Source organism: Dietzia alimentaria 72 (assembly GCF_000226215.1).
Lineage (GTDB): Bacteria > Actinomycetota > Actinomycetes > Mycobacteriales > Mycobacteriaceae > Dietzia > Dietzia alimentaria.
On sequence record NZ_AGFF01000014.1, the window covers coordinates 20,872 to 47,233 of the forward strand.

At 68.8% G+C, this 26,362-nt stretch carries 19 protein-coding genes; 15 read left to right on the top strand and 4 right to left on the bottom strand.

Translation table 11 applies throughout. The features are described 5' to 3' along the window. The first annotated feature begins 50 nt into the window (after positions 1-50). The 6 genes from ON04_RS06570 to ON04_RS06595 are packed head-to-tail and all read left to right on the top strand — an operon-like array spanning position 51 to position 8,260. The gene (locus ON04_RS06570; RefSeq protein ID WP_010540800.1) at positions 51-1,073 is read left to right on the top strand and encodes an iron ABC transporter substrate-binding protein; all 1,023 of its coding nucleotides are present in this window, start codon (positions 51-53) and stop codon (positions 1,071-1,073) included. Between the two features lie 4 nt (positions 1,074-1,077). Next, complete coding sequence (locus tag ON04_RS06575; protein WP_081477139.1) at positions 1,078-2,694, top strand: ABC transporter permease; 1,617 nt, start codon at positions 1,078-1,080, stop codon at positions 2,692-2,694. After that, positions 2,691-3,737 carry an ABC transporter ATP-binding protein gene (locus ON04_RS06580; RefSeq protein ID WP_010540802.1) on the top strand — a complete coding sequence of 349 codons (1,047 nt, stop codon included), beginning with the start codon at positions 2,691-2,693 and terminating at the stop codon, positions 3,735-3,737. Before ON04_RS06575 ends, ON04_RS06580 begins: the two co-directional genes overlap by 4 nt. A gap of 59 nt (positions 3,738-3,796) precedes the next feature. Then, positions 3,797-6,445: an AMP-binding protein gene (locus ON04_RS06585; RefSeq protein WP_141564662.1), complete on the top strand. Its 2,649-nt coding sequence runs from the start codon at positions 3,797-3,799 to the stop codon at positions 6,443-6,445. A 40-nt stretch (positions 6,446-6,485) separates the two neighbouring features. Next, positions 6,486-7,340, top strand: coding sequence for a carbon-nitrogen hydrolase family protein (locus ON04_RS06590; protein ID WP_010540804.1), 855 nt, complete (start codon positions 6,486-6,488; stop codon positions 7,338-7,340). Next, positions 7,337-8,260 carry a hypothetical protein gene (locus tag ON04_RS06595; RefSeq protein WP_010540805.1) on the top strand — a complete coding sequence of 308 codons (924 nt, stop codon included), beginning with the start codon at positions 7,337-7,339 and terminating at the stop codon, positions 8,258-8,260. Before ON04_RS06590 ends, ON04_RS06595 begins: the two co-directional genes overlap by 4 nt. On the opposite strand, the gene ON04_RS06600 is transcribed toward ON04_RS06595, so the two are convergent. Both ON04_RS06600 and ON04_RS06605 read right to left on the bottom strand, forming a co-directional pair. Continuing rightward, a complete protein-coding gene (locus tag ON04_RS06600) occupies positions 8,241-9,545 on the bottom strand; it encodes an FAD-binding oxidoreductase (protein WP_010540806.1) in 1,305 nt (434 codons plus the stop codon). The two genes, ON04_RS06595 and ON04_RS06600, sit on opposite strands and share 20 nt — an antisense overlap. A gap of 77 nt (positions 9,546-9,622) precedes the next feature. Further along, on the bottom strand, positions 9,623-10,315 hold the full coding sequence (locus ON04_RS06605; protein WP_141564663.1) for a hypothetical protein: 693 nt from the start codon (positions 10,313-10,315) through the stop codon (positions 9,623-9,625). A gap of 162 nt (positions 10,316-10,477) precedes the next feature. On the opposite strand from ON04_RS06605, the gene ON04_RS06610 reads away from it, so the two are divergent. Both ON04_RS06610 and ON04_RS06615 read left to right on the top strand, forming a co-directional pair. Beyond that, the gene (locus tag ON04_RS06610) at positions 10,478-11,488 is read left to right on the top strand and encodes a DUF368 domain-containing protein (protein ID WP_010540808.1); all 1,011 of its coding nucleotides are present in this window, start codon (positions 10,478-10,480) and stop codon (positions 11,486-11,488) included. Between the two features lie 77 nt (positions 11,489-11,565). Then, positions 11,566-14,901, top strand: coding sequence for a DEAD/DEAH box helicase (locus ON04_RS06615; protein WP_010540809.1), 3,336 nt, complete (start codon positions 11,566-11,568; stop codon positions 14,899-14,901). Between the two features lie 10 nt (positions 14,902-14,911). On the opposite strand, the gene ON04_RS06620 is transcribed toward ON04_RS06615, so the two are convergent. Next, the gene (locus ON04_RS06620) at positions 14,912-15,703 is read right to left on the bottom strand and encodes an ROK family protein (RefSeq protein WP_010540810.1); all 792 of its coding nucleotides are present in this window, start codon (positions 15,701-15,703) and stop codon (positions 14,912-14,914) included. Between the two features lie 212 nt (positions 15,704-15,915). Here ON04_RS06620 and clpB point away from each other — a divergent pair, with 212 nt between their 5' ends. The 3 genes from clpB (at position 15,916) to ON04_RS06635 (ending at position 21,476) form a co-directional block, all read left to right on the top strand. Next, complete coding sequence (gene clpB / locus ON04_RS06625; protein ID WP_010540811.1) at positions 15,916-18,468, top strand: ATP-dependent chaperone ClpB; 2,553 nt, start codon at positions 15,916-15,918, stop codon at positions 18,466-18,468. Between the two features lie 88 nt (positions 18,469-18,556). Further along, on the top strand, positions 18,557-19,435 hold the full coding sequence (locus tag ON04_RS06630) for a sulfurtransferase (protein WP_010540812.1): 879 nt from the start codon (positions 18,557-18,559) through the stop codon (positions 19,433-19,435). A gap of 91 nt (positions 19,436-19,526) precedes the next feature. Beyond that, positions 19,527-21,476, top strand: a complete 1,950-nt coding sequence (locus tag ON04_RS06635) for a hypothetical protein (protein ID WP_010540813.1) — start codon at positions 19,527-19,529, stop codon at positions 21,474-21,476. Positions 21,477-21,545: 69 nt separating this feature from the next. Here ON04_RS06635 and ON04_RS06640 read toward each other — a convergent pair whose 3' ends face one another. Next, complete coding sequence (locus ON04_RS06640; RefSeq protein WP_010540814.1) at positions 21,546-22,736, bottom strand: hypothetical protein; 1,191 nt, start codon at positions 22,734-22,736, stop codon at positions 21,546-21,548. A 476-nt stretch (positions 22,737-23,212) separates the two neighbouring features. On the opposite strand from ON04_RS06640, the gene ON04_RS06645 reads away from it, so the two are divergent. The 4 genes from ON04_RS06645 (at position 23,213) to pyrE (ending at position 26,360) form a co-directional block, all read left to right on the top strand. Further along, positions 23,213-23,938, top strand: coding sequence for a hypothetical protein (locus ON04_RS06645; RefSeq protein WP_010540815.1), 726 nt, complete (start codon positions 23,213-23,215; stop codon positions 23,936-23,938). A gap of 89 nt (positions 23,939-24,027) precedes the next feature. Next, positions 24,028-24,771, top strand: coding sequence for a hypothetical protein (locus ON04_RS06650; RefSeq protein WP_010540816.1), 744 nt, complete (start codon positions 24,028-24,030; stop codon positions 24,769-24,771). A 31-nt stretch (positions 24,772-24,802) separates the two neighbouring features. Next, entirely contained in the window at positions 24,803-25,654 is an 852-nt protein-coding gene (locus tag ON04_RS15940; protein WP_010540817.1) for a hypothetical protein, read from the top strand. A gap of 148 nt (positions 25,655-25,802) precedes the next feature. Further along, positions 25,803-26,360: an orotate phosphoribosyltransferase gene (gene pyrE / locus ON04_RS06655; protein ID WP_010540818.1), complete on the top strand. Its 558-nt coding sequence runs from the start codon at positions 25,803-25,805 to the stop codon at positions 26,358-26,360. Positions 26,361-26,362: the final 2 nt, after the last annotated feature.

Below are 26,362 nucleotides of genomic sequence, written 5' to 3' on the forward strand. Positions count from 1 at the left end.
CCAATGGTAGATTTCGGGTGTTCCCGATAAGGCAATCATCGGAGTCTGTAGTGACCCATCGAACTCGCGGCCTCGCCGTCGCTCTCACCGCCGTCCTGGCGGCCTCGCTGACTGCATGCGGGCTGTCCGGAGGTAGCAGCGACGCGTTGGTCGTCTACAACGCCCAGCACGAATCCCTGACCCGCGAATGGGCCGAAGAGTTCACCGCGGAGACCGGGATCGATGTGGAATTGCGCAACGGTAGCGACTTTGACCTGGGCAACCAGCTCGTCGCGGAGGGAGATGCCTCCGGGGCGGACCTCTACCTGACGGAGAACTCCCCGGCTATCTCCATGGTGGCCCGTGAGGGACTCCTGGCGCCCGTGTCCGAGGAGACGCTGACGCAGGTGCCTGAGGAGTACCGGCCGTCCAGCGGCGACTGGGTCGGCATCGCTGCCCGCTCCACGGTTTTCGTCTACAACCAGGACGCGGTCGCCGAGGACGAACTCCCGAGGTCCTTCGCCGACCTGGCGAGTCCGCGGTGGAAGGGCAAGTGGGGTGCCGCGCCGGCAGGGGCGGACTTCCAGGCCATCGTCTCCGCCTCACTCGATCTCGCGGGCGAGGATGCCACCCGGACCTGGCTCGAGTCGCTGAGAGGTCCCGACGGTAAAACCGCCACCTACAAGGGCAACAAGCCGATCCTCGCCGCCGTCAACTCGGGTGAACTCGACGGTGGGGTGATCTACCACTACTACTACTTTGGTGACCAAGCCGGGACCGGGGAGTCCTCGCAGAACGTGGTCCAGCACTACTTCCGCAACGGCGGGCCGGAGTCGTTTGTCTCTCTCTCGGGCGGGGGCGTCCTCGCCGACGCCCCGCACGCCGAGGACGCGCAGCGCTTCTTGGCCTTCATCACCTCGAAGAAGGGCCAGGAGATCCTGCGGGACTCATCCTTCGAGTACCCCGTCGCATCCGGTGTGGAGGCGAACCCAGAGCTGGTCCCACTCGCGGAGCTCAACGCCCCGGCCGTCGACCCGTCGGGCCTGAACGGCCCGGAGGTGACCGACCTGATGATCTCGCTCGGACTGGCCTGAGCTGATGGCGATCGTCGCGCCACCACGGCCCACCGCACCGCCCGGCCCTGACCTGCAGGCCGGGCCATCAGAGCGGACTGTGCGCCCCGTGACGCGAGATCAGGTACGCCGCCCCCCGATCGCGCTGTCGGTGATCGTCGCGGCGCTCACGGTCCTGTTTCTGGTGCCGGTGGGCTACATCGTCTGGCTCGCCGCGGACATCGGACCGGCACAGGCCGCCGAACTGGTGCTGCGTGAGCGCGTCTTGCGGCTGCTCGGTTCCACACTCGCCCTAGTGGCGGTGACCGTCCCGCTCACCGTGGTGCTGGGCGTGGCCGCGGCCTGGCTGGTTGAAAGGACCACGCTGCCCGGCCGCCGGATCTGGGGAGTGCTCTTCGCGGCGCCGCTCGCGGTGCCGGCGTTCGTCATCAGTTACGCCTGGCTGGGAATCGATCCGTCGATCGGCGGACTGTCCGGTGGCGTGCTCATCGCCGTGTCGGCGTATTTCCCACTCGTCTATCTGCCGGCGGCGGCGACGCTGCGGTGGATCGACCCCGCCGAGGAGGAGGTGGCCCGGTCCCTCGGTCTGTCGGGGGCGTCGATCGTGTTCAGGGTGCTGGTCCCGCAACTGCGGCTCGCCGTTCTGGGCGGGGCGCTGCTCGTGGCGTTGCACCTGCTGGCCGAGTACGGCGCGTTCTCCATGATCCGCTTCGACACGTTCACCACGGCGATCGTGGACCAGTATCAGTCGTCCTTCGCCTCCGCATCGGGTGGCGTGCTCGCCGGGGTCCTGGTACTGGTGTGCCTTGTTCTGCTGGTGATGGAGGCCGGGGCCCGCGGGCGTGCCCGGTATGCCCGACTCGGTTCGGGCACCGCGCGTCGCACCACTCCGGTGCGTCTTGGGCGATGGACGCCGGTCGCGCTGCTCGGCGCGCTCGCGGTTGTGGTGATCTCCCTGGGCGTGCCCGTGTTTGTGGTGAGCAGGTGGCTCGTCGTGGGCGGGGTCGAGGTGTGGGCGAATCCGGACCTGGCGGAGGCGTTCGGACAGTCGGTGGGCTACGGGTTCTACGGCGCCGCCGGCGCCGTGCTGCTGGCGCTGCCGGTGGCGTGGCTGACCATCCGCTACCCCGGGCCCACTGCCAGGCTGGCCGAGGCCGGCAACTATGTGGCCAGCTCGGTCCCGGGCATCGTTGTGGCGCTGGCCCTGACCACGGTGTCTGTGCGGATGCTGCCGCAGATCTACCAGACCGTGGTGCTGGTCCTGGCCGCGTACGTCCTGCTATTCCTCCCGCGCGCCGTGGTGACCCTGCGCGCCGGCCTGGCTCAGGCTCCGGAGAGCCTCGAAGAGGCGGCCCGATCGCTCGGCTGCCCGCCGTGGCGCGCGGTCCTCACGGTGACTGTACGACGCATGGCGCCGTCGATGCTCGTCTCGTTTGCGCTGGTATTCCTGGCGGTGATCAACGAACTCACCGCTACGCTGCTGCTCTCACCGGCCGGCACCAGCACCCTCGCGACCCGATTCTGGGCTCTGGGACTGGACCTGGATTATGCGGCCGCAGCGCCCTTCGCGATGATCTTGATCGTGATGTCCGCACCCATGACCTATCTGTTGCTGCGCCAGACCACGGTGGGTGGGCGGTGAATGCGCGCCGAGACGAAGTCGGGCAGGGGCACCTCGCCGTACGCGACCTGACCAAGTCGTTTGGCGGGCGCGAGGTCCTGAGCGGGATCGACCTGGACGTCCCCTCGGGTGGCTCGGTGGCGGTGGTGGGCCCGTCCGGCTGCGGTAAGACGACGCTGCTCAGGGTGATCGCAGGCTTTGAACAGCCCGACTCGGGCTCCGTCAGCCTGGGAGGTCGTGAGCTCACCGGGCCACGCGGGGTTCCGGCGCACCGGCGGCGGATCGGGTACGTCCCGCAGGACGGCGCGCTGTTCCCGCACCTGAGCGTGGGTGCGAACGTCGGCTTCGGGTTGGCGCGGCGGGATCGGACCCGGGACAGGATCGCCAGCCTGCTCGAGCGGGTCGCCCTCGACCCCGATATGGCGCGGCGCCGCCCCGACCAGCTCTCCGGCGGGCAGCAGCAGCGGGTGGCGGTGGCGCGGTCCTTGGCCCAGTCGCCGCATGTCGTGCTGCTGGATGAGGCGTTCTCCGCACTCGACGCCGGGCTGCGTTCCGAGATTCGCTCGGCGGTGGCCGATATCCTGCGCACGGGCGGGGTGACGGCCCTGCTGGTGACCCACGACCAGGAGGAGGCGCTCTCGTTCGCCGATCGCGTGGCGGTGATGCGGGAGGGAGCCTTCGTGCAGGTGGGCCGACCGCGGGACGTGTACCTGCACCCCGCCGACGACACCACCGCCGAGTTCTTCGGGGAGGTGGTGAACCTGTCCGGGCAGGTGCGCGACGGTGTGGCCGAGACCGTGCTGGGGCCGGTCAGGGTCGATGCGGGGGATGGGCCCGTGGCGCTCACCCTCCGTACCGAACAGTTGGAGCTGAGCGCGCCGGAAGACGGCGCCGCCCGCGGGGTTGTCCGTGACACCCGGTTCTTCGGCCCGGCCGTGCGATGCGAGATCGACGTCTACGGCGCGGGGATGATGGTGGCCCGATGCCGACCGCAGAACGCGCCGGAGGTCGACGACGAGGTGGGCATATCCCTGGTCGGCGACGCCCGGCTGCGCGGTCGCTGACAGCACATTGATTCCTCTTCGATTTCTCTAAGGGTAGGATTGCCTAATACAGTGTCCGTGTGACGGCCACATATTCGCATCAGGCACTGGGGTCCCGGGCACCGATGTCGCTCGGCCTGGCCTCCGCGTTCACCGATCGCGGCAGCGCGGTGGCCGTGGTGACGGATGACGCGGAGTACTCGTACGCCGATCTCGCGGACATGGTCGACGTTCGCAGTCGCGACTACCCGAGCACGGTCACCGGACGTCGGATGGTCGGCATGCTCGCCCACAACACGATCGACTTCCTGGTGGACTACCTGGCCGCCCACGAGGCCGGCCACGCCGTCCTGCTGCTGCCCCCGGACAGTCCGGCCACCGATGCGCTGGTCAGCGCGTGGACCCCCGATGTGATCGCAGGCGACGGTCGCGCGATCCCGGATGCGGCCCACCACGCGGCGCCACGGCACGACCTGCACCGGGACCTCTCGCTACTACTGAGCACCTCCGGCTCCACCGGCGCCCCCAAACTCGTCCGACAGTCCCGTGAGGCGGTGCTGGCCAACGCCCGCTCGATCGCCGAGTACCTGCGCATCCGCGACCGGGACCGCGCCATCACCACGCTCCCGCCGCACTACTGCTACGGGCTGTCGGTGATCCACAGCCATCTGCTCCGGGGCGCATCCCTCGTGCTCAACACCGATTCGGTCTCCACGCCGGAATTCTGGGACCGGGCGGCCCGCCACGAGGTCACCACCTTCGCGGCCGTCCCGCACACCGTCGAACTCATCGAACGCGCGGGCCTGCACGTGCTCGACCGGCTCACCCGCCTGCGGTACCTCACCCAGGCAGGTGGCCGGCTCGCCCCGGACTCGGTCCGTCGGGTGGCTCATCACCTGGAATCGCGGGGTGCCGAACTCGTGGTGATGTACGGCCAGACCGAGGCCACGGCCCGCATGGGCTATCTGCCGCCGCACCTGGCGCGCAGCCGTGCCGAGGCGATCGGCATCGCGATCCCCGGCGGCTCGTTTCGCGTGGACACTCCCGCCGGAGCCGCACCGGGGGAGCCCGGCGAGCTGGTCTACGCCGGCCCCAACGTCATGATGGGGTACGCCCGAACCTCGGCCGACCTCGCACGAGGCTCCGAGCTGGCGGAACTGCGGACCGGCGACCTCGCCCGTATCGCCGATGACGGACTCGTGGAGATCGTGGGCCGCATGGGTCGCGAGGCCAAGATCTTCGGCCACCGGATCGACCTCGGCCGGGTGGAATCCGTTTTGGCGGACGGCGGGTTCGACGCCTGGTGCGTCGGGGAGCCGGCCCGGCTCGTGGTGGTGGCGCGGGCGCAGTCGCCGGAGTTGGTGGCCGCTGCCGCGTCTGCCTCGGGACTGCCGACGTCGGCGGTGGAGGTCCTCGTCGTCGTCGAACCCCCACGCACCTCCGCCGGCAAGATCGACCAGGCCGCGCTCCGCACACTCGTCGCGGATCGCGACCGCACCCACGGCCCCGGAACCGGACCAGGGGACGGCGCCCCCAGCGCGCTCGTCGCCCGCGAGCTCGGCTTGGACTCGTGCCCGCCGGAAGCCACATTCGTCGACCTCGGCGGCGACTCCCTGACCTACGTCGTGCTCTCCACCCGCCTCGAGGAACGCGTCCCTGACCTGCCGCGCGACTGGCACCTCCGCCCGATCGGCGAGCTGGACGCGCTGGCTGCCGGGCCGCCGCCCGCCCCGGTCTCGCGCTGGACGCCGTGGCGCGCGTGGACCCGCATCGACACCTCGGTGGTGCTGCGCGCGGTGTTCATCCTCACCATCGTCGGCGGTCACACCCGCGCCTTCGCGGTCTACGGTGGTGCCCACGTGCTGGTCGCGCTCACCGGATACTCCCTGGCCCGGTTCCGTCTCCACTCGCACTACACCCGGGAGCGGGCGCGCGGCGTCCTGGTCACCGCGAGCCGGATCGCCCTGCCGGCGATCGTGTGGTTGCTGCTGGTTACACCGCTGACCAGCCGATATCACTGGTACTCGCCGCTGCTGGCCACACACTTTTTCGGCCCGCACTCGTGGTCGGACGACCGCTGGTGGAACCCGTGGCAGATGTGGTTCATCGAGGCGGTGGTCTACCTCTTGCTGGGCGTGGCCGCGCTCATGGCGATCCCGGCGGTGACCCGGCTGGACCGGCGCTGGCCGTTCGCCCTGCCCGCCCTACTGGTGGCGGCGGGCCTGGTCGTGCGGTTCGGCGTGATCGACCTCGGCGGCGGGCCGCTGGTCTGGTACTCGGCGCCCGCCGTGTTGTGGCTGTTCGGCCTGGGTTGGGCGATCGCGCGCGCGGAACAGACGGGCACCGGTACGGAGGGCATCAGCCGTCGTCTCGGCCTGTGGCCCCGACTGGCCTGCACCGCCGTCGCCCTGGCGTGCGTGCCCGGGATGTTTGGGCACCCGTCGCGAGAGCTGCTGATCGTGGCGGGCATCGTGGCGCTGATCTGGGTTCCGGCGGTCCGGCTGCCGAGGCCGGTGGTCCGGCTGGTCACCCCGCTCGCAGCGGCGTCCCTGTTCATCTACCTGACGCATTTCCTGGTCTACCCGCCAATCCGCGATGCAGGCTACGAGTGGCTCTCGCTGGCCGCCTCGCTGGCCGTGGGGGTGGCTGCGTGGCTGCTGTGGGAGCGCGGGACCCGGGTGGTGCGGCGGCTCGTCGGCGCGTCTGTCGGCTCCCGCACGGACGGGTAACGTCGAACGCAGCCCGAGCACGCCGACGAGGAGGTCCTCCGTGCGCATCGCCGCCGCCCAGATCCTTACCGGACGCGACCCGCAGGACAACCTGCGTTTGGTTCGCGAATCGGTGACCGAGGCCGCCGCGCGGGGCGCCCGGATGGTGGTGCTGCCCGAGGCCACCATGCGCGCGTTCGGTGCCGGACGCCTGGACGAGATCGCCGAGCCGCTGGACGGCCCGTGGGCGAGCGCCGTCGCCGAGATCGCCCGGGAGCAGGGGATCGTGGTGGTGGTGGGGATGTTCACGCCCGGTGAGGGCGGCCGCGTCCGAAACACGCTTCTGGTCACGGGGCCGGCAGGCCGCGCCGATGGTGGCGCCGGCGAGGACCTGCACCTGGGTTACGACAAGATTCACCTGTTCGACGCGTTCGGGTACGCCGAGTCCGACAACGTCGAGCCCGGAGACGTCACCCGCGTGGTGACCGTCGACGGAGTGGGGATCGGGCTGAGCGTCTGCTACGACATCCGCTTCCCCGGCCAGTTCCGGCAGCTCGCCGCCGACGGTGCACGCATCACGCTGTGCAGCGCGGCCTGGGGGCAGGGGCCGGGCAAAGTCGACCAGTGGCGCCTGCTCGCCAGGGCCCGAGCCCTCGACGCCACCACGTTCCTGCTCGCCGTGGGGCAGGCAGACCCCGAGGTGATGGGGGTGGAGGTCAAGCCCGGCGCCCCCACCGGGGTGGGCCATTCGCTCCTCGCGGGCCCCGACGGGACCGTGCGGGCTGAAGCCGGCGCGGGCGCGGAACTTCTGGTGGTGGATATCGACGACGACGAGGTCGCCAGCATCCGTAAGGTGATCCCGGTGCTGGCCAACGGAAGGGTCACGGAGAACTCTGGCGCCGGGGTCGGTCGATGACCGGGCCCGACGGTACGCGCCCTGGCGACGACGCGCCCACGGAGAAGTTCCCGCCCACCGGCCCGGGCGATTCCGACGCGGACCCGCCCACGCAGCAGCTTCCCCCCACCGAGCAGGCCCCGCCGACCGCACACATCCCGCCCGTCCCCGGTGGAACGCCGAGCACGGCGTGGTCCGAATACCCGGATGACCCCACCGTGCCCATCCCGACCGGTGACGTGCCTCCACCGCCCGACGTGCCACCACCGGGAGATATGCCCCCGCCCGGTGGCGGAGGGTGGGACGACGACGGCTGGGACGACAACGGCGGCGGGGGCTCGACGCCCTGGATGATCGCCGCAATCGTGCTCGCGGTGGCACTGGTCGCGGGGCTGCTGATCTGGTTGGTCAACGTCACCGGCGATGACTCCGAGTCGACCGCTACGTCCACCTCGACCGCGCCCTCGACGGTCACCCGGACCTCCAGCTCCACACGGCCGACCTCGCCCACCGCCACCACGACCCGGCCGCCGAGTGCGGCCGAGCGATGCACGCCGGGGTTCGTGACCGACCGACTGGGCGAGGGCACCACCGTGCGTGAGTGTGACAGGGAGTTCCTGCTGGTCAGTGGCAAAGACGGCGAGACCGGCCTGTACACGTGGCGCGACGACAGCTGGGCGTTCCTTGCTGATCCGGGCTCTGACGTGTGCCGCGAACAGCTGGAAGAACTGGGCGTCCCGGACCGCTTCCGCCGGGTGTTCCAGCCCTGCGAGGCACCCATCCCCAGCCCCACGCGGAGCAGCACCGCCAGCTCGGAAGCCGCCCCGCCTCCCCGGGACACGGCCACCACCGACCGGACCACCACCTCGACATCGACCGACACCTCGACAAGCGAGGTCGACGAGGAGGACTCGGACGAGGTCAGGGGCGATCGAAACTGATGTGCTCGCGCGGGGTGCCGGCAGCGACCATCCCGCGGACAGTGGCCCGCAGCATGTCAGGCGACCCGGCAACGAGCACCTGCCGGTCGGCCCACGATCCCCAGCGGGTGACCGCGTCGACGAGCGTGCCCGTCTGTCGGCGGTGCAGGGTGCGGGGCAGCTCTTGGCGGGCACCCGCCCACCAGGGGTCCTCGTCCTCCTCGGAGACGGGCTGGATGGTCAGCCAGGGTGCTGTGGAGGCGAGCTCGACGAGAGTCGGCAGGTCGTAGAGATCGCCGGGGTAGCGGGCTCCGTAGAACAGGTGGACGCGTGGATTGGCGCCGTGGCGCATCATGTCCAGAAGCAGGCAGCGCAGCGGAGCGATCCCGGTGCCACCGCCGATCATCAGCACGTCGCGGAACGGCTCGGAGCGATCGACTTCGAGCAGACCGAGTGGCCGGGCGAGCACCCAGCGGTCGCCCACCCCGACTCCCCGCACCAGTGAGCCGCTCAGCGTTCCGCCGGGTACCTCACGCACGTGGAATTCGATCTGGCCGGCCGGGTTCGACGGCATCGACGGGCTCAGCCGACGCCAGACTCCGGGCGCATACGGCGTCAGCGCGCTGAGGTACTGGCCCGGGTGATAGTCGAGCGTCGAATCGCAGATGAGACGCACCACCACCACGTCGCGGGTGGGCCGCAGGACATCGACGACGGTGGCGCCCACCCGGGACGGGCCGACGTCGGAGTCCGCGCCTTCCTGCAGCGCTGTGGAGAGCACCCGGTACACGGTTGTCAGGGTGGTGGCGAGCGTGTCGTCCCAGCCCCGGCCACCGAGGTGGCGCAACGTGTCCGCCAAGGCGTCGCCGAAGTGCAGGTAATGGTGGGGCGACAGCTCGAGCTTGCGGTGGTCCGCGCCGAGGTGCCGTGCGAACTCGACCACCTCGTCGGTTCGAGCCCTGTCCCCGTGGGACGCCTCGGCGGTCTCCAGCGCCCACGTCATGGCGCGGACGAACTTCGTCAATACCGGCGTCGCGTCGCGGGGGAACAGTTCGCGGAAATCCGGGTGTGCGGCGCGGAGTGCGCGCGCGAACAGGCCGGGGAATCGTTCGTCCACGATCAGATCCCGCAGCGTGAGCAGGGGCGGCGACTGGTCGTTCACCTCGACAGGCCTGTCGAGCGGTTCGGTCAGTGGGGCGACGGGCTGCCCGAGAAAGGGGTCCAGGTCTATCCCCGACACCAGGCGTTCGACGTCGGATGCACGGAACGCATCGTCCGATTGGTCAGTTTTCGGGCTGTTGCCCACGTGGTGCACCTCCCGTCTCGTCGTGGTGCTGGCGGTGTTTTTCTTGAGTCGATGCTCACATTAGCCGCGGCGTCAGACTACTTGCCGAGCGTGATCTCGACTCCCGCCCGGAGTTCAGCCTCGGTGTAGCCGAGTTGGCCGCGGCCGGGTAGTTCGATCATGTAGATCGAGCTGCCGGGGGCGACGTCGGGGAACCGGAAGGTGAACGTGCAGGAGGCGAGGTCGCCGCCGTCGTAGACGAGTTCATCGCTGGTGACCTGGGAGGTGTCCGCCTCGTAGAGCGAGATGACGGTGCCCTCGCTGATGTCGGCGAGGGAGCCCGGCATGTCGCAGCCGGTGAGATCGCCCGAGACCGGTTCCCCGGGGGACGAGACCACGGTGAAGGTCCCCTGTACATCGAGGGGACCAGACTCACGCCCGGGGGCCGGGCCGGCCTGCGGGTACGGCCCGAGCAGGTCGGACGAGTCCCTGTCGGGCCCGGATTGACTTAAAAAGGCCAATCCGAGGACAGCGACACCGGGGATTGCCAGCCCCGCCACGATCGCCGCCGCCACGATTGTGCCGCGCGAGCGGGGTTGTTCGCGCGGCGGCTCAGGCGGTGGGCCGGAGGACTGGCCGGGGGCGAGAGCGGGAACGGGAGCGCCATCCGGACCCGGCGCAGGGTGGGGACCGGGCGTCGTGTCTGGACCTGGGACAGGGGAGGGCAGGGGACGAGGGGGGTCGCCGTAGCGGTAGGTGCCGTCGGAGAGCGGTGGATAGTGCATGGGCATGTCGCTCTCTCCTTTCCTGCCGGCCGCGACGTGAGGCGGGTCGCCTCGCGTGACGCTGCTGGTTGATTCTAGTCACCGGACGGGCGCCGGGTCGGGCGTCGTTCTGGCGCGGGTGCGGTCCACGAATGGCCGGTTGGGTGGTTCGTCGGGGAAGGTGGAGTCATGTCTGCCGAGCCCTCCCGCCCCGACTCCACCTCTCACGAGCGGGCGTATCACGATCCCGTCGATGATTCCGACCTGGATCCCCGCTCGCCCGTTCCGCAGCGACCGGGACCGGTCGGGGCTGTTGCCAACGTGGTGCGAGGAGCCCTCATCGGCATGGCAGAACTCGTGCCGGGGGTCTCGGGAGGCACCGTCGCGTTGGTAACCGGCGTCTACCCCAGGTTGCTGGACTCGGGGGCGCACGTCGTCGATGGCCTCCGCTCGGCCGCCCTCGGCCCCCAGCGGCGGGCCCGGACCCGTGCGGCGTTCCGTCACGTCGACTGGTGGCTGCTGCTGCCGATCGCGCTGGGCATGCTTGTGATGGTCTTCACGTTGGCCGGGGTGCTCAAGGGCTTCGTCGAAGGTAGTCCCGAGATCGCGCGCGGGCTGTTCCTGGGCATGGTCGCGGCCAGCATCGCCGTTCCGCTGGGGATGGCGCGGGCCACGCCGGGTGGGCGCGGCTGGGTGTCAGGATTGGTTTTTGTCCTCGCGGCCGTGTTGGCCTTCGTGCTCTCCGGCCTGCCGAGTGGATCGATCGACGAACCCTCCTACCTGCTGGTGTTCGTCGCGGCCGCGGTGGCGATCTGCGCCCTCGTGCTGCCCGGCGTCTCCGGTTCATACCTGCTGTTGGCGATGGGGCTCTACGCGCCAACCCTCGGTGCGGTGGACGACCGGAACCTCGCCTACCTCGGAGTGTTCGCGCTCGGTGCGCTGGTGGGGATCTCGCTGTTCGTCAAGGTGCTCGACAGACTGCTCGAGAGCTTTCGCAAGCCGACTCTGATCGCGATGGCCGGGCTCATGTTGGGGTCGCTGCGCGCGCTGTGGCCGTGGCAGACCGACGAGGCCGACGTCCTTGCTCCCGGTTCGGACTGGCCGGTCGTCGTGGCGGCTGTGGTGGGCGGTGCGCTCGTCGTCGGCATTGTGGTGATCGCGGAGCGGACGCTGTCTCGGCGAACGGCTGCGCGGTCGTAGGCCTTCTCGACTCCTCGGAGACGGGCGGGCAACGTGCGTGGAGACTCGTTGTCGTCGTCGTCATCTAACCTGGCGCCGTGCTCCAGTCAGACGTGTGGGTCCCCGAATCCGAGATCGAGTCCTCTGTGGGCTCGGCGGCTCTGGGACGAGCCCGCGGTTACGCGAACGCGGAGAAGATCCGGCGCGTCACCTACCGCGCGAGCGACCATCGCCTCCACGCCGAGGTCAAGGGCAGCGGCGTCCGGTGGTACTCCACGGCCGTCACCCTCACCCCTCCGCAGGCGGACGGTTCGGTGCGACCGACACGGGCCCTCTGCTCGTGTCCGGTCGCGCTGAACTGTAAGCACGCGGCGGCGCTCCTGCTGTTCGTGAGCGCCCGGGCGAACCCGGACGAGGCGCTCCCGGAGTGGCGGAGGAAGGCAGAGGAGTCTCTGCGCTCCCTCGACGCGCACCGCCCGCGGTTTGAGGAGGCTCCCGCGATCGGGTTGCAGTTGTCGTTGGTGGCCGACGACGCCGACGGTGACGGCGCCCCGAGCGCCATCCAGCCGGGCCTGGGCAACCGCCTCAAGGCGCGGATCGTGGTGCCGGGTAAGGGTGGGCGCTGGAAATCCGCGGGCGTGGAGTGGGACCGGTTGCGTTACGGCTGGGACGGCGGGATGTCCCACGCGCAATCCGGGTGGTTCCGGGCCGTCGACGCCCTCGCGCGCAGTCACCGTCAGGCGCGGGTGTGGCTGGATCTGTGCGACGCCGAGGTCCCCGCCCTGTGGCCCCTGTTCGCCACGGCGGCGGAGGCGGAGGTCGAGATCATCCCCGGCGACGGGTTGCTCGACGTCCAACCCGGGCCGCCGCGACGAGTGGGCCTGACCACCTGGAGCCCCGACGGATCGACCCTGGTGGTGACCGCTGCGGCCGAGGTGGCGCCGGATGCCGACGGTGGCCGCCAGTTCTTTGACGACGACGACGAGCTCAGCCTGCCCCTGCCCGGCGCACTCGTGGGTGATCGCGGAGACATGGTCGCGGTGATCAACGGCCGTGTGCTTGAGCTCTGCCCGGTAGGGCGGCTGGACCCCGGAGTGGCCGGGCGACTGCGCAGATGGAACGCACTGAGCATCCCCGACGAGGCGGTGGCGGAGTTCTGTGCGGAGTTCCTCCCCGACCTGGTCGAACGATTCCCGGTGATCGATCGCGTGGGCCGCCTCGAACTGCCCGAATTCGACCGGGTGGAGCTGGAGCTGACGATCCGCCCCTCGGTAGGAGGCGACGCGAGGCCCGGTCAGGGGTTGGACCTGGTCCTGATGTGGCAGCGCGTGGAGGTACTGCGGATGGCCGACGGGACCGAAGCCGGACGGCGGCATCCGCTGACCGACGATGACCTGGGCGAGGGTGGGCCCCTGGACGGCGATCCGGAGACGCTCGCGCTCACGCATTCGATCGCGGACGCCGGATGGGGCTGGCTGGTCTCGGCGGGATCGTTCCGCGTCTTCGGGCAGGACGCAGGGTCGCTCCTGGCCGAGGGTGTGGACGCACTGAACGCGCTGGACGGCGTCAGCGTGTCCGTGGCCGAGGAGGTGCCCGAGATCCGGCGGGCCACCGAGGGGCTTCGGGTCTCCGTGGCCACCGAGGATGACGGCTCGGGGATCGACTGGTTGGGACTGTCGGTCTCGGTGAGCGTCGAGGGACGCCCGGTACCGTTTGCCGCTGTTTTCCAGGCGGTCGTCCGGGGGCAGGACGAGTTCGTCACCGCCGACGGGGTCCTGGTGCCGGTGGATCTCGAGCGGTTCGGGGAGTTGCGGGTGCTGCTCGAAGAGGCGATGGCAGCGTCGGCCGATCGGGCTGGTCGTCAACCGGACGGCACCGGGATGCGTTTGGGACTGGGGCAGGCCGGACTGTTGGCGGATCTGGCAGACCTGGCTGACGACCTGGCGCCGCCCACCGGTCGCGCCAAGACTCTGCTGGACCTGGCCTCGGACACTCCAGACCCGGTTCCCGTCCCCGTCGCACTGAAGGCCGAACTCCGGCCGTACCAGCAGCAGGGTCTCGACTGGTTGGCCATGCTGTGGCGGCACCGGATCGGCGGGATCCTGGCCGACGACATGGGGCTGGGCAAGACCATCCAGTCGCTGGCGCTCATCGCCCACGCGCACGAGAGTGCGGAGGCATCCGGTGAGCCCGTGCCGGGGCCGTTCCTGGTGGTGGCGCCCTCGTCGGTCGTGCCGAACTGGGAGGCTGAATCGCGCAGGTTCGTGCCCTCGCTCCGCGTGACCCGGCGGTCGTCGACGGAGGCCAAATCCCCCACCACCGTCGCGGACGATGCGGCGGCGCACGACATCGTGGTGACCACCGCGACCGTCCTACGCCTCGACGCGGCGGCCTACGCGGGCGTCGGGTGGGCGGGCGTGATTCTCGACGAGGCACAGCAGGCCAAGAACCCCTCGTCCAAGCTTTTCGCTGCCCTGGCGGGGTTGCGGGCGGACTTCCTGTTGGCCGTCACCGGCACCCCGATGGAGAACAACCTCACCGAACTCTGGGCGGTGGCGGCGCTGTCCTGCCGGGGCGTGTTGCCCGACGCCAAGGAGTTCCGGGCGCTCTACCGGACACCCATTGAGAAGAACGGTGACGCCGAGGCGTTGCAGCGCCTGCGCCGCAGACTGCGCCCGTTCCTGCTGCGCCGCCGCAAGGAACTCGTGGCCGCCGACCTGCCGCCGCGATCCGACGCGGTGATGGAGGTGGAACTGTCGGCCGCGCACCGCCGGATCTACGAGCGCGAACTCACGCGTCAGCGGGCATCGCTGCTGGCGTTGCTCGATGACTTCGATTCGAACCGCATCTCGATCCTGGCCGGCCTCACCGTTCTGCGGCGGCTGTGCCTGGACGCGTCGCTGGTCGATCCCGACCACGCTCACATCGCTTCCGCCAAGACCGAGGAGCTCATCACCGCACTGGGCGAGGTGGTGGCGGAGGGCCATCGTGCGTTGGTGTTCAGCCAGTTCACCACCTACCTCGACACGGTGGTCGAGAGGCTGCGGAGCGAGGGCATCTCGGTGGCGCACCTCGACGGCAAGACCACCGACCGCGCCGGAGCCGTGGACGAGTTCACCCGTGGTGGGGCGCAGGTGTTCTGTCTCAGCCTCAAGGCGGGGGGCGTGGGCCTGAACCTGGTGGGGGCCGACTACGTGTTCCTGCTGGACCCGTGGTGGAACCCGGCGACCGAAGCCCAGGCCGTGGACCGGGCCCATCGCATCGGGCAGACCCGGCCGGTGCTCGTGTACCGGATGGTCGCGCGGGACACCATCGAGGAGCGCGTGGTCGAGCTGCAGAAACGCAAGGCCGAACTGTTCGCGTCCGTGCTCGACAGCGGAGAGCACTTCTCCGCGGCTCTCACCGCCGACGATCTACGGGGGCTGTTGGAGTAGAGGCCCTCGGTCACCGCGTCTCGGGCAGTGCGAGTCCGGCGGCCACGGCGGCGCCGAATAGTGCGGTGTCGCGTGAGGGGGAGTAGACGACCCGCGGAGTGGTCACGGACAGTGGCAGGCCCCCGAGCTGTTCCGCGACGGGGCCGTGCAGTGCCTCACCCAGACCCACCACGATCCCTCCGGTGAGCAACACGGTCCGCGGGCGGAACAGTTGTACGGCGTCCACGAGGAACGAGCCGAGTCGGTAGGCGTAGATCTCGGGGGCGCCGTCGCCGTGCTCGCGCTCGAGGTCGTACAGGCCGTGCCCACCGAGCGCCCACCACACCTCGGTGTTGGTTCCGTCGCCCGTCAGTCGCCAGTGCCCCAGATCCCATCCGGTGTGACCGCAGGGATGGATGAGTGCCCCGTGGTGGTTGAGCGCACCGAAGGACAAGGAGGCGCCGAGGGAGATCGCGATGCCGCCGTGCGTGACATCGGGTAGCCGGGTGAGCGCCAGCGCGTGAGCATCACCGTCACCGATCACGGAGACGGGAGCGTCGATCAGAGATACGAGTTCGGAGCGCAACCCGCCCTCGGCCCACGCGGCTGCCCGTGAAGCGAGAACCTGTCCCTTGTCGGCATCGACACGACCGTTGATGGATACGCCGACACCGGCGGGGGAACTGTCGACCGCCAGGATCGCGGCGGCCAGATCCTCGGCGGTGGACACCTGGGCGCTGTGAACGCCCACGACATTGCCGTTCACCACCGCGCCGATCCGCGTGCCACTGCCGCCCATGTCCACGACGACGCCGTTTCTCATCACCGACCTCCTGATCTCAGGCCCTATTCTTCAGCATCTGTCGGTGTAGTGCAGCCAGCGTTCTGTGGTCCGCGAGCATAGTCCATAGGCCGCGGAATTACATTGAGCGGAATAGACTCAAGTCGGGTGGCGTTACACGTACTGTCCGGCCCGAAGAGGTGCCGGTATTGACCCAGGTACGCTCCACAATACGTCGAAGAAAGGACCGGTCGATGAGCCAGTTCAACCCCACGACCAAGACCCAGGCGGCTCTGTCGGCCGCCGTCCAAGCCGCTTCCGCGGCGGGTAACCCGGACGTCCGGCCCGGCCACCTGCTCGTGGCACTGCTCGAGCAACAGGACGGGATCGCCAAACCACTGCTCCAGGCCTGCGGGATCGATCCGCAGCTCGCCCTCACCCAGGCGAAGGACCTCGTCGGCAGCTACCCGAAGGCATCAGGTTCGGGACTCGCCGCCCCCAACTTCAATCGCGACGCTATCGCCGTGATCAACCATTCCCAGACCCTCGCTGCTGAGATGGGTGACGATTACGTCTCCACGGAGCACGTCCTCGTGGGCATCGCTGCCGGGCACACCGGTGGCGACGCCGCCAAGCTTCTCAGTGAGTTGGGCGCCACCGAGGCCGCCCTCAAGCAGGCTTTTGCTGCCGTCCGCGGGAACACGCGGGTGACCACCGAGAACCCCGAAGACCAGTACCAGGCACTCGAGAAGTACGCCACGGACCTCACGGCTCGCGCTCGCGAGGGGAAGATCGACCCCGTCATCGGACGTGACTCCGAGATTCGGCGTGTGGTCCAGGTTCTCTCGCGTCGTACCAAGAACAACCCGGTGCTCATCGGCGAGCCCGGTGTCGGCAAGACCGCCATCGTCGAGGGCTTGGCCCGACGCATCGTGGCCGGTGACGTCCCGGAGTCCCTCAAGGGTAAATCTCTACTCTCGCTGGACCTGGGCTCGATGGTCGCCGGCGCAAAGTACCGCGGTGAGTTCGAGGAGCGGCTCAAGGCCGTGCTCGACGAGATCACCGCAGCCGAGGGCCAGGTCATCACGTTCATCGACGAGATCCACACGATTGTCGGCGCGGGCGCCACGGGTGAGGGCTCGATGGACGCCGGCAACATGATCAAGCCGATGCTCGCCCGAGGTGAGCTGCGGCTGGTCGGTGCCACCACGCTTGACGAATACCGCAAGTACATCGAGAAGGACGCGGCGCTGGAGCGCCGATTCCAGCAGGTGTACGTGGGTGAACCGAGCGTGGAGGACACCGTCGGCATCCTGCGCGGGCTCAAGGAACGGTACGAGGTGCACCACGGCGTGCGCATCACCGACTCGGCACTCGTCTCGGCTGCCACGCTCTCTGATCGCTACATCACCCAGCGGTTCCTGCCGGACAAGGCGATTGACCTCGTCGACGAGGCGGCCAGCCGCCTGAAGATGGAGATCGACTCCCGACCGGAGGAGATCGACGCCGTCGAACGCATCGTTCGGCGCCTCGAGATCGAGGAGATGGCGCTTCAGAAGGAAACGGACGCCGCCTCCAAGGACCGGTTGATCGCGCTGCAGGGCGAGCTCGCCGATTCCAAGGAGAAGCTCGCCGAGCTCACCGCGCGTTGGCAGAACGAGAAGCACGCCATCGAGGGTGTGCAGAAGGTCAAGGAAGAGCTCGACGCGCTGCGCACCGAGTCCGAGAAGGCCGAGCGCGACGGCGACTACGCCCGGGTGGCCGAGATCCGCTATGGCCGGCTGCCCGAGCTGGAGAAGCAGCTCGCGGACGCCGAGGAGTCCGAGGCGGCTTCGGGCGCCATGCTCAAGGAGGAGGTCGGTCCGGAGGACGTGGCGGAGGTCGTCTCCACCTGGACCGGCATCCCCGTGGGCAAGATGCTCGAGGGCGAGACCGAGAAATTGCTCCGTATGGAGGACGAGCTCGGCAAGCGGGTCGTAGGCCAGAGCGAGGCCGTGCAAGCGGTCTCCGACGCCGTCCGTCGTGCCCGCGCTGGCGTGGCCGATCCCAACCGGCCGACGGGGTCGTTCCTCTTCCTCGGGCCGACCGGCGTGGGTAAGACCGAGCTGGCCAAGACCCTCGCGCAGTTCCTGTTCGACGACGATCGGGCGATGGTCCGGATCGACATGAGCGAGTACTCCGAGAAGCACTCCGTCTCGCGTCTGGTCGGTGCACCTCCGGGCTACGTCGGCTATGAAGCCGGTGGGCAGCTCACTGAAGCGGTTCGGCGCAGGCCGTACACGATCGTTCTGCTCGATGAGGTGGAGAAGGCGCACCCGGACGTCTTCGACATCCTGCTGCAGGTTCTCGATGACGGTCGACTCACCGACGGGCAGGGCCGCACGGTCGACTTCCGCAACACGATCCTCGTGCTCACCTCGAACCTGGGGGCAGGCGGGTCGCGGGAGCAGATGTTGGACGCGGTCAAGCGGGCGTTCAAGCCGGAGTTCATCAACCGGCTCGACGACGTGGTGATCTTCGACGCGCTCAGCGAGGAGCAGCTCGAGCATATTGTCGACATTCAGATCGACGAGCTCGCGCAGCGACTCAAGAGCCGGCGCCTGGTCCTGCAGGTCGATGACGCTTCCAAGGGCTGGCTCGCACGGAGGGGTTACGATCCCGCCTACGGCGCCCGTCCGCTGCGCAGGCTGGTCCAGCAGTCGATCGGCGACAAGCTCGCCCGTGCACTGCTCGGGGGCGAGATCCGCGACGGCGACACCGTGAGGGTCTCGCTGGCTGAGGACGGGGAGTCTCTCAACCTCAACTGATCCACAATTGACGCACTCGGCGAGACGGGCCCGACCACGCAAGGGATGGTGGTCGGGCCCGTCTCGTCGGAGGGCCTATCCTTGACACGTGACCACTGACCTTGCCCCCGACCTCCAGGACAGCCCCCTTCTCGTCTCGGCGCGTGAGCTGATAAGCGACGTCGCCAGCTTGCCGACTCCGGTGATCCTCGACGTGCGCTGGCAGCTCGGCGATCCGCACGGCCGAACGCACTACTACTCCGGCCACATCCCGGGCGCCCAGTACATGAACCTCCAGGCGGACCTGGCGGGTCAGCGCAGTGCTCGCGAAGGCCGACACCCGTTGCCGAAGCGTGGCGAGTTCGAGGAAGCGATGCGCCGCATTGGTATCAACGACGACAGCCGCGTGGTGGTCTACGACGACTTCGGCAACACCTCAGCGGCGCGCGCCTGGTGGCTCCTGCGCTGGGCCGGCAAGAAAGATGTGTACCTCCTCGACGGTGGGCTCAAGGCCTGGATGGCGGAGGGCGAGGACCTGGCCGTGGGGCCCGGCAACCCGGTCGAGCGCGGCGACTTCACTCTCGGTCAACAGGATATGCGCACGGTCAACGCCGACGAGACCGCCGAGTGGCCCGACCGGGGAGTGCTCATCGACGTCCGCGCCCACGAGCGTTACGCCGGTCGCACGGAACCCATGGATTCCCGCGCCGGACACATCCCGGGCGCGGTGAACCTCCCCACGACGTCGTTCCTGGATGCCAAGGGTCACTTCCTTCCGGCGGAACGGATCCGCGAAATGTTCGCTGATATCGGTGTGACCAGTGGAAACGAGGCGGTGGTCTACTGCGGCTCCGGTATCCACGCCACTCACGCGCTGGCGGCGATGGAGGTCGCGGGCCTGGAGCCGGGCCGGTTGTACCCGGGATCGTGGTCGCAGTGGTCGGCCAATCGGCAGCGGCCGATCGCGGTGGGCGACAACCCCGGCTGACCTGGCGCCCCACGTCAGGTGGCGCACGGGGTTGGGGCTTCCCGCGCCCGCCTCACCGGCGACGGCGTAGAGGCTGACTACCCTCTGGGTCATGGTTGTGTTCTGGTTCCTCCTCGCGCTGGTGCTCCTCGTGCTGGCGATCGTCCTGTTGCGACTGGACGCGAAGCAACGCGGCGGGGGCGCAGGCCGCTCACGCCAGGCGGTGCCCGAAGCCGATCGGGCGGAAGAACAACCCGACGACGACGACGAGGCCCGGCCCGTCGCCGCGCCGGCGGACGACGTCGATCAGACGTCGGAGAACGCCGACGAGTCCGGAGTCGCCGAAGAACCCGGAGTCGCGGAGGAGAACGTCGAGTCCGACGAACCACCGACCGTGCCGGCCCCGCTGGAGCCGGCCGAGCCGACGCCGCTGGAGCCGGCCGAGCCGACGGTGGAGTCGTCGCCGCGACTACTGGATAAAGTCCGGGCCCTCCTGCCCGCGCGACGCCAGAACGGCCGCACTGTGGAACCTCCCGAGCAGGCGCCGGACAATCCGCTGGCGGACTCTCCGGTCGTACGTTGGCTGGAGGAGCGGGCCTTCGAGCCCACTCCGACGCCGGCACCCGAGTTCCGGCACGGCGACTTTGCTCTCGGCTTGAGCGCACTGGGCACGGTGTCGCACGGGATGTTCCGTGGTCGCCGCGCGATCATGGGCGTGACCGGTGGCCGCACGGTCCTGGCGATGCGACGCGACACGGCCTCTGATGTCGTTCTGGATCTGAGTCGCCCGGATGTGGACGTCGAGCCCGGGTTCCACGACGCGGGCGAGGTCGGTGTACTCGAGGCCCGGACCTCGGACTACGGCCGCCTCGATCTGGTCGACTGGGATCGCCTCGTCGACGCACTCAGTGAGGTCCCCGCCGACGTGCGCCGGATCTGGGCGGAGGCCGAGTGGGTGGCGGCGACGATCGACAGCGACGAGGACCCCTCCACGTGGGACGACGTGGTCGCGGCGTTGCACTCGGTTGCCGACGTGCTGGCTCCGTTCCCTCCGATCGGCGGGCGTGCTCGGGCGCTTCCCGCGGAGATCGACCCCGGCGCTCCCGGTGCCGCATCCGGTCCGGACGCTGATCCCACAGTGGGCATGGATGGCGAGGTCGGTACAGGAACGCAGTCGGCCCAGGCGCCCGCTGAGCAGGCCGCGGGCGAGCACGACGCGGACCCGATCGACTCCGCACCGAAGCCCGACGCGCCGACCGGCACCGAAACTACTGACGGCCCGGCCGACACTCCAAACGACGGCCCGGATGACAGCCCGGATGAGAGCCACGACTCGTCCCTGGCGCCGCAGCCGGAGCCGAGACGGACCGGGCACCTCCGATTGGTGCCTGACCGCTCGGGCGCCCGGGACCTCACCGGGCAGCCGGTGGTTGCGGACCGCGGTGACACCGATATCCAGGCCGAGACCGAGGACCAGGCGGAGCGGGACGATCACGCGGAGCATGGTGACTCGGCAGAGCCGACGCCGATCGAACCCGACCCGTTTGCCGAGATCATGGAGCCGTCGTCCCCTGTTCCCGCGCGTGGAGACGTGGCATCGGATCATCTCGCCCCGCGTCCGCCGCTGTCGCGCCCGACCAGGGGGACCGGCCAGGCCTACCCAGAGGACGCCTCAGTGCCTCCGCTCGCGGCCGGCGCGGCCACCGGCAGTGCTGGTATCAAGCCGCTTGGTTCTGACGATCCCGAGGACGAGGACGAGATCCGCGGCGAGGTCGAGCGGTTCGACGCCGCGCGCATTGACGGCGGGTCGGACCTCGACGCCGCAACCACCGGCCGCCACGGGGCGGTGGACGACGAGAGCAACCCGGGCGGACAGGCAGGTCGCCTGACGGTCGCCGATCTCGCTGCCCGGGCCGGCGTGACCCCGTCCAGCGGTGGGCGCCGGCGGCGTGCGGAGCCGGAGGACGACGATGCGCCGCCCGCCGGCCGCGAGCGTCCGGGCATAGAGCCGGACGTTGAGCAGACCGCCACCCTGCGCCTCCCGCCCGACATCCGGGACTGACCTTTCACGCCGGAAGAGCCCGCCCACGCACTCAGCGCGGGCGGGCTCTTCTGCGGTTCGCGAGCTAACTCAGCTGGCCGAACTCAGCATGCCGGTGACCGTTGGGCTCGAGAGGGGCGCGAGGTCGTAACCGGCGGAACCGGACAAGCTGGAGGTGAGTGATCCGGCGATCGCGGAATCGATCGGATCAACCAGAGAGCCGATCCCGATGGAGCCGAAGTCCAGCGACCCACTTCCTTCGGGTGCCTCGCCGGTGCCGGTCACGATGACGGGGGCTTCGGCTGTACTCGCGCCGGACCAACTGTCTCCGGACTCGTCCGTGGTCTCGACGATCTCAGCGGTGTAGCGGTGCACCTTATTTTTTGGTGCGCGCGTCAACTCATCCGCAAGAGTCACGGAGGTGCCGGTTTCCGGGATAGCGACGTCACCAATCGCTTCCCCGTCGCGGAAGACCCGGATCATCGTTCCTTCGGGGAGGTCTTTCGCAGGCCGAGCGAACGTGGTGACCACGTCCACCGGAAGGGTCGTCTCCCCGAGCGTTCCGACCTTGGCTCGGACGGTCAGATCGGTTTCCCACTCGAACGGGACCCAGGGGGCGTCACTGACGGTGGTGGAGGTGAGTGCGTCCATTCCGTCCGGGTTGGTTGGCGTACACGTGACGGCGGTGCCCGAGTTGCTCGTCCCGCGGGTGTAAAGGAACTGGCCGAGGTCGAAGTTGATCTCCGTGCCTGACGTACTCGGGGCGCGCATACTGAAGGAGACCTCCGGCAGCTGGAACGGGGTGGAGCTGGACGTCTTCGCCAACCCCGAGTTCGTCGAGGTGCCATTCTGGGGCGAAGTGCCGCCCCATATCCGGACCGTGGTGGCATCTGGGGCGGTCAGTTGCGCCGTACCGTTATTGAAACCGGTCGCGCTGCCCGTTATCCCGTATGACAGATAATCCACATTGTTTGGCACACGGATGTCGTAGGTGACCCGGCCAGTCCTTGTTTGATTCGGCTGCATGGACCCTGGGTGGATCGACACGGAAAAGAACTCACCGGGCGCGACGGTCTCGGGGTAGACGACCTCGACCTCGTTGACCCAGGCGCCCTGCCCGCCGACATTCTGCGTGGCATCGGGGGTGCAGGTGTAGGAGACGGCCACCGGCGACGGGTCGGCCGGAGTTTCCTGCGCGGTCGCCGTGGGGGAGAGAGCAACAGTGGCGGCCAGTGGCATAGCCGCACTTGCCACGATCGCCGCAGCGCGTTTCAACAACATTGGACGTCCTTTTTCTCGAGAGGGCTCGCCCGAACCAGTCCATGAACAAAAGGTGAAGTAAAGCAGGGCCCGGGCGGAAGGCGTGCGGGTCTGGTGGTCCCATGTGCCTCTAGCGTTCGAATTGTGACACAGATTACTAAGCCGCATCACGAATTCGTCGGCCCGACTTGGACAGGTTGTGTTTTCGATCCACCCGGTGGTGGGCGCATCCTCCGAAGATGTTCCCTGTTTAGAGGGACTTTTTTTGCCAAGTCTCCGGGGGGTGCCAGCGGGACGGGGGGTGCCAGCGGGACGGGAGGGAAATTTGATTACAAAGTTTTATAAAGTTATGAGAATGAGATGCCAACAAACGCACTATTGCTGTGTGGCGTGTCACAGTCTTGGGGACTATCGATGTGGGCCGAAGGCCGGGCCCCTGATGGCGGCCTGGAATCCCACCTCGACCAAAGTTAAGCTGACTCTAAGGAGAATGATCCATGGCACGCACGTGGCACCCTTCCGCCAGGTTTGCGGCGCTCGGAATGGCCGCGGCGTTCGTCGCTGCTGCAGCGCCGACCGTCAACGCTCAGATTCCAGGCAATAACCCGCGCACCACCGTGTACCCGGTCGACAGCACTCAGATCCAGCTCGACATCGAACCCGTAGATCTCGCAGCGGGGACCGTCCGGGTTGTGGTGCAGAACAACACTGATACGAACCTCAACTGCACCGGAATCGACGGCGGTCCGGCGGCCACGGTCACGACTGCCGAGGTCGTTGCCCGGTCGATCGACTACTTCACTCAGTACCCCCTATCCGAGCTCGCGGATCTCACCCTCAACCTCCCGTCCCAGGCGGGCGGTGCTCAGCAGATCAGCCTCGGCTCCGCGCAGGTACAGGCAGGCAGCGCCGCCGAATTCCTCAACCCGGAGTGGGATGCACTGAACCAGAACGATGCAGCCCTCGAGCAGGCGCGGCTCGCCGGCCACTACGGCGTGGTGGGAACGAATATTTCCATCCAGGCCAACCAGGCGTTCGAAAGGACTGTGAGGCTCGACCACCCGTCCTCGGGGCAGCGCGCCGACTTCCAGACCGGCGTGTTCATGACCTGCACTGTCGATGGCCAGCGCTACGCGTTCCATGCCTACGAGGGTGGGGTAAAGCCGAACTACGGAACGAATGACTCCACAGGCAGCCTCGGCAGCGCAGGCCTAGGCAGCTGACGACCATGGCGGCAGCTTCACTGCACGCAGACAGATTCGACAGGAACCCGGTCCCGCCACGTGGATCGGTACGACAGGAGCACTCAAGCATGATCTCATCCACCTCTACAGCAGTACGAGGGGCTGTTGCCGCGGCTGCCGTTTTCGGACTTGTCGCCGGCGCTGCCCCGGCGCTAGCTCAGGTGCCCGGCGGTAACCCGGGCGGCTACGTCGTCAAGGTCGACGACCCCTCGCTCATCGTCACGGTCGCCGACAAGGGTGAGGCTCCCAGCCAGATCACCGGGACCATCGAGAACACGACGGATGCGAACTTCCGTTGCGAGGTCCCCCAGTTCGATATCGGTGGCGTGAACACCACGCTGGGGTACGGCCAGGTGAGCACCGCAGCAGTGGCGGTGGAAGTCGAAGAGTTCTATCGGACGCGGGTGTTCACCGGGCCCGCTGACACCAACGGTGGTGGCGACCTCATCTCGTTCGGATCAGCCATGGATGCCTTCCCCGCGGGGAGCGCGATTGGTTCGGCGGAGACGGCTACGCGCCAGGCCCACAACGAGGCGCGGGTTGCCGGTCGCACTGGTGACCCACGAGTGGGTGGCGCACTTCAGTTCACGGTGAACGCCAATACGACGGTGGACTACAGCGCCACCCTCGGCGTCCCGTCCACCGCAACTGGTGAGCGTGGCGAGTGGCGGGCGGCTGCCATCTTCATGTGCCGGAACACGGAGACCAACGACTGGTACCTCTTCACCGGTCTTGAGGACATCGAGGACCCGAATTTGGTCCCCGTGCCCGAAAAATCGGGCAGCCTCAGCGCGGGCTCCCTCGGCTCATAACCCCCTCAAGACCGAAACTTCAAGGAGTCTCATGTCCACCTCCAGTACCCTCAAGGGTTTCACAGCGGCCACCGCGAGCGCCCTCCTCGTCATGGGTGGCGCCGGGATCGCAAACGCACAGAACACCGTCACAGTCGTCCCCGGTGACAACGGCGATGGCCGCACCGTCGTCGTCAACAATGCAGGAATGGACGTTGATGTCGTCAGCGTCGACCGGACCGCTGGCACAGTCGATGTGACAATGACCAACAACCTCGGCTTCACCGTCTATTGCGAGGCACCGAACGCGGACACGGCGCCCGGCGCCCGGCCTGGTGGAACAGTGTCCACGGCACCGGTCGCTGAGATGTCGGCCGAATACTACGAGCGCTTTCAGAACGTGAAGGCTGAGGAACTCAGCATCCAGAACGGGTCGGTCACCATGAACTTCTGGCCGCTCGGTCAGCTGCTTCCGCAGGGCAGTCTCGCTAACCTGGCGAGTGAGTCTGTCCAGCTACGTTCACAGATCACTGAAGCCAACACGAAGGCGAAAGTTGACGGGTTGTACGGAACGACCGGCGCCTTCCAGTTGACGGACGGCGCTACCGTGTCGCGGACGATCACGCTCGGGCCGCCGGCGACGAACCCTCGGGGTGCGGACAAGGTCGGCTACTTCACGATGTGCGCGCAGGGCACCAACTCTGCGGCTGCGCAGGGCACAGGTCAGCTCTACGCCTGGTCGGCATTCGAGGAGGGCTGGCCCCCTGCCGACGAGGGCAACGGGAACTCTGGATCGCTCGGGTCCGGGTCGCTCGGCTCGCTCGGCAGCAGCGGCCCTGCCGACGATAGCGGGGCAGGCGACGGCAACGGCGACGGCGGTGACGGCGGCGGCGGCGAGGGCTGACGTCCAACCCGCAGATAGCACCGACTGATCAGTTGAGGACGGGCCGGCCGCGTGAGGCGGCCGGCCCGTCCACGTCCGTCCGGGGGCCGTCTAGAGTCGGCAACGACGAGATGGCGTTCCCGCCGTTGACACCGATCGAAGGAGCCCGATGCCCGCCGCCCCCGATGTCGATCCCGACGCGCGCCGCAGGCTCGCCGAGCTGGTGGCCGACCTCGCCGTTGTCCACGGCCGCGTCACCCTCTCGTCCGGCCGCGAGGCGGATTACTACGTGGACCTGCGCCGCGCGACCCTCCATCACGAGGCGTCCCCGCTGATAGGCCGCCTCCTGCGCGAGCTCACCGCTGACTGGGGCTTCGACTCGGTGGGCGGGCTGACCCTGGGCGCGGACCCGGTGGCCACGGCGATCATGCACGCGCCCGGCAGGCCGATCGACGCGTGCGTGGTGCGCAAGGAGGCCAAGAAGCATGGCATGCAGCGTCGCGTCGAAGGCCCCGACATTGTGGGCCGCCGCGTGCTGGTGGTCGAGGACACCACCACCACCGGTAACTCGCCGCTCACGGCAGTGAAAGCGTTGCGGGAGGCGGGCGCCGAGGTGGTGGGCGTGGCCACCGTGGTGGACCGCGCAACCGGCGCCGACGACGTGATCCGGGCCGAGGGCGTGGAGTACCGCTCGCTGCTGGGACTGTCCGACCTGGGACTGAAGTGAGC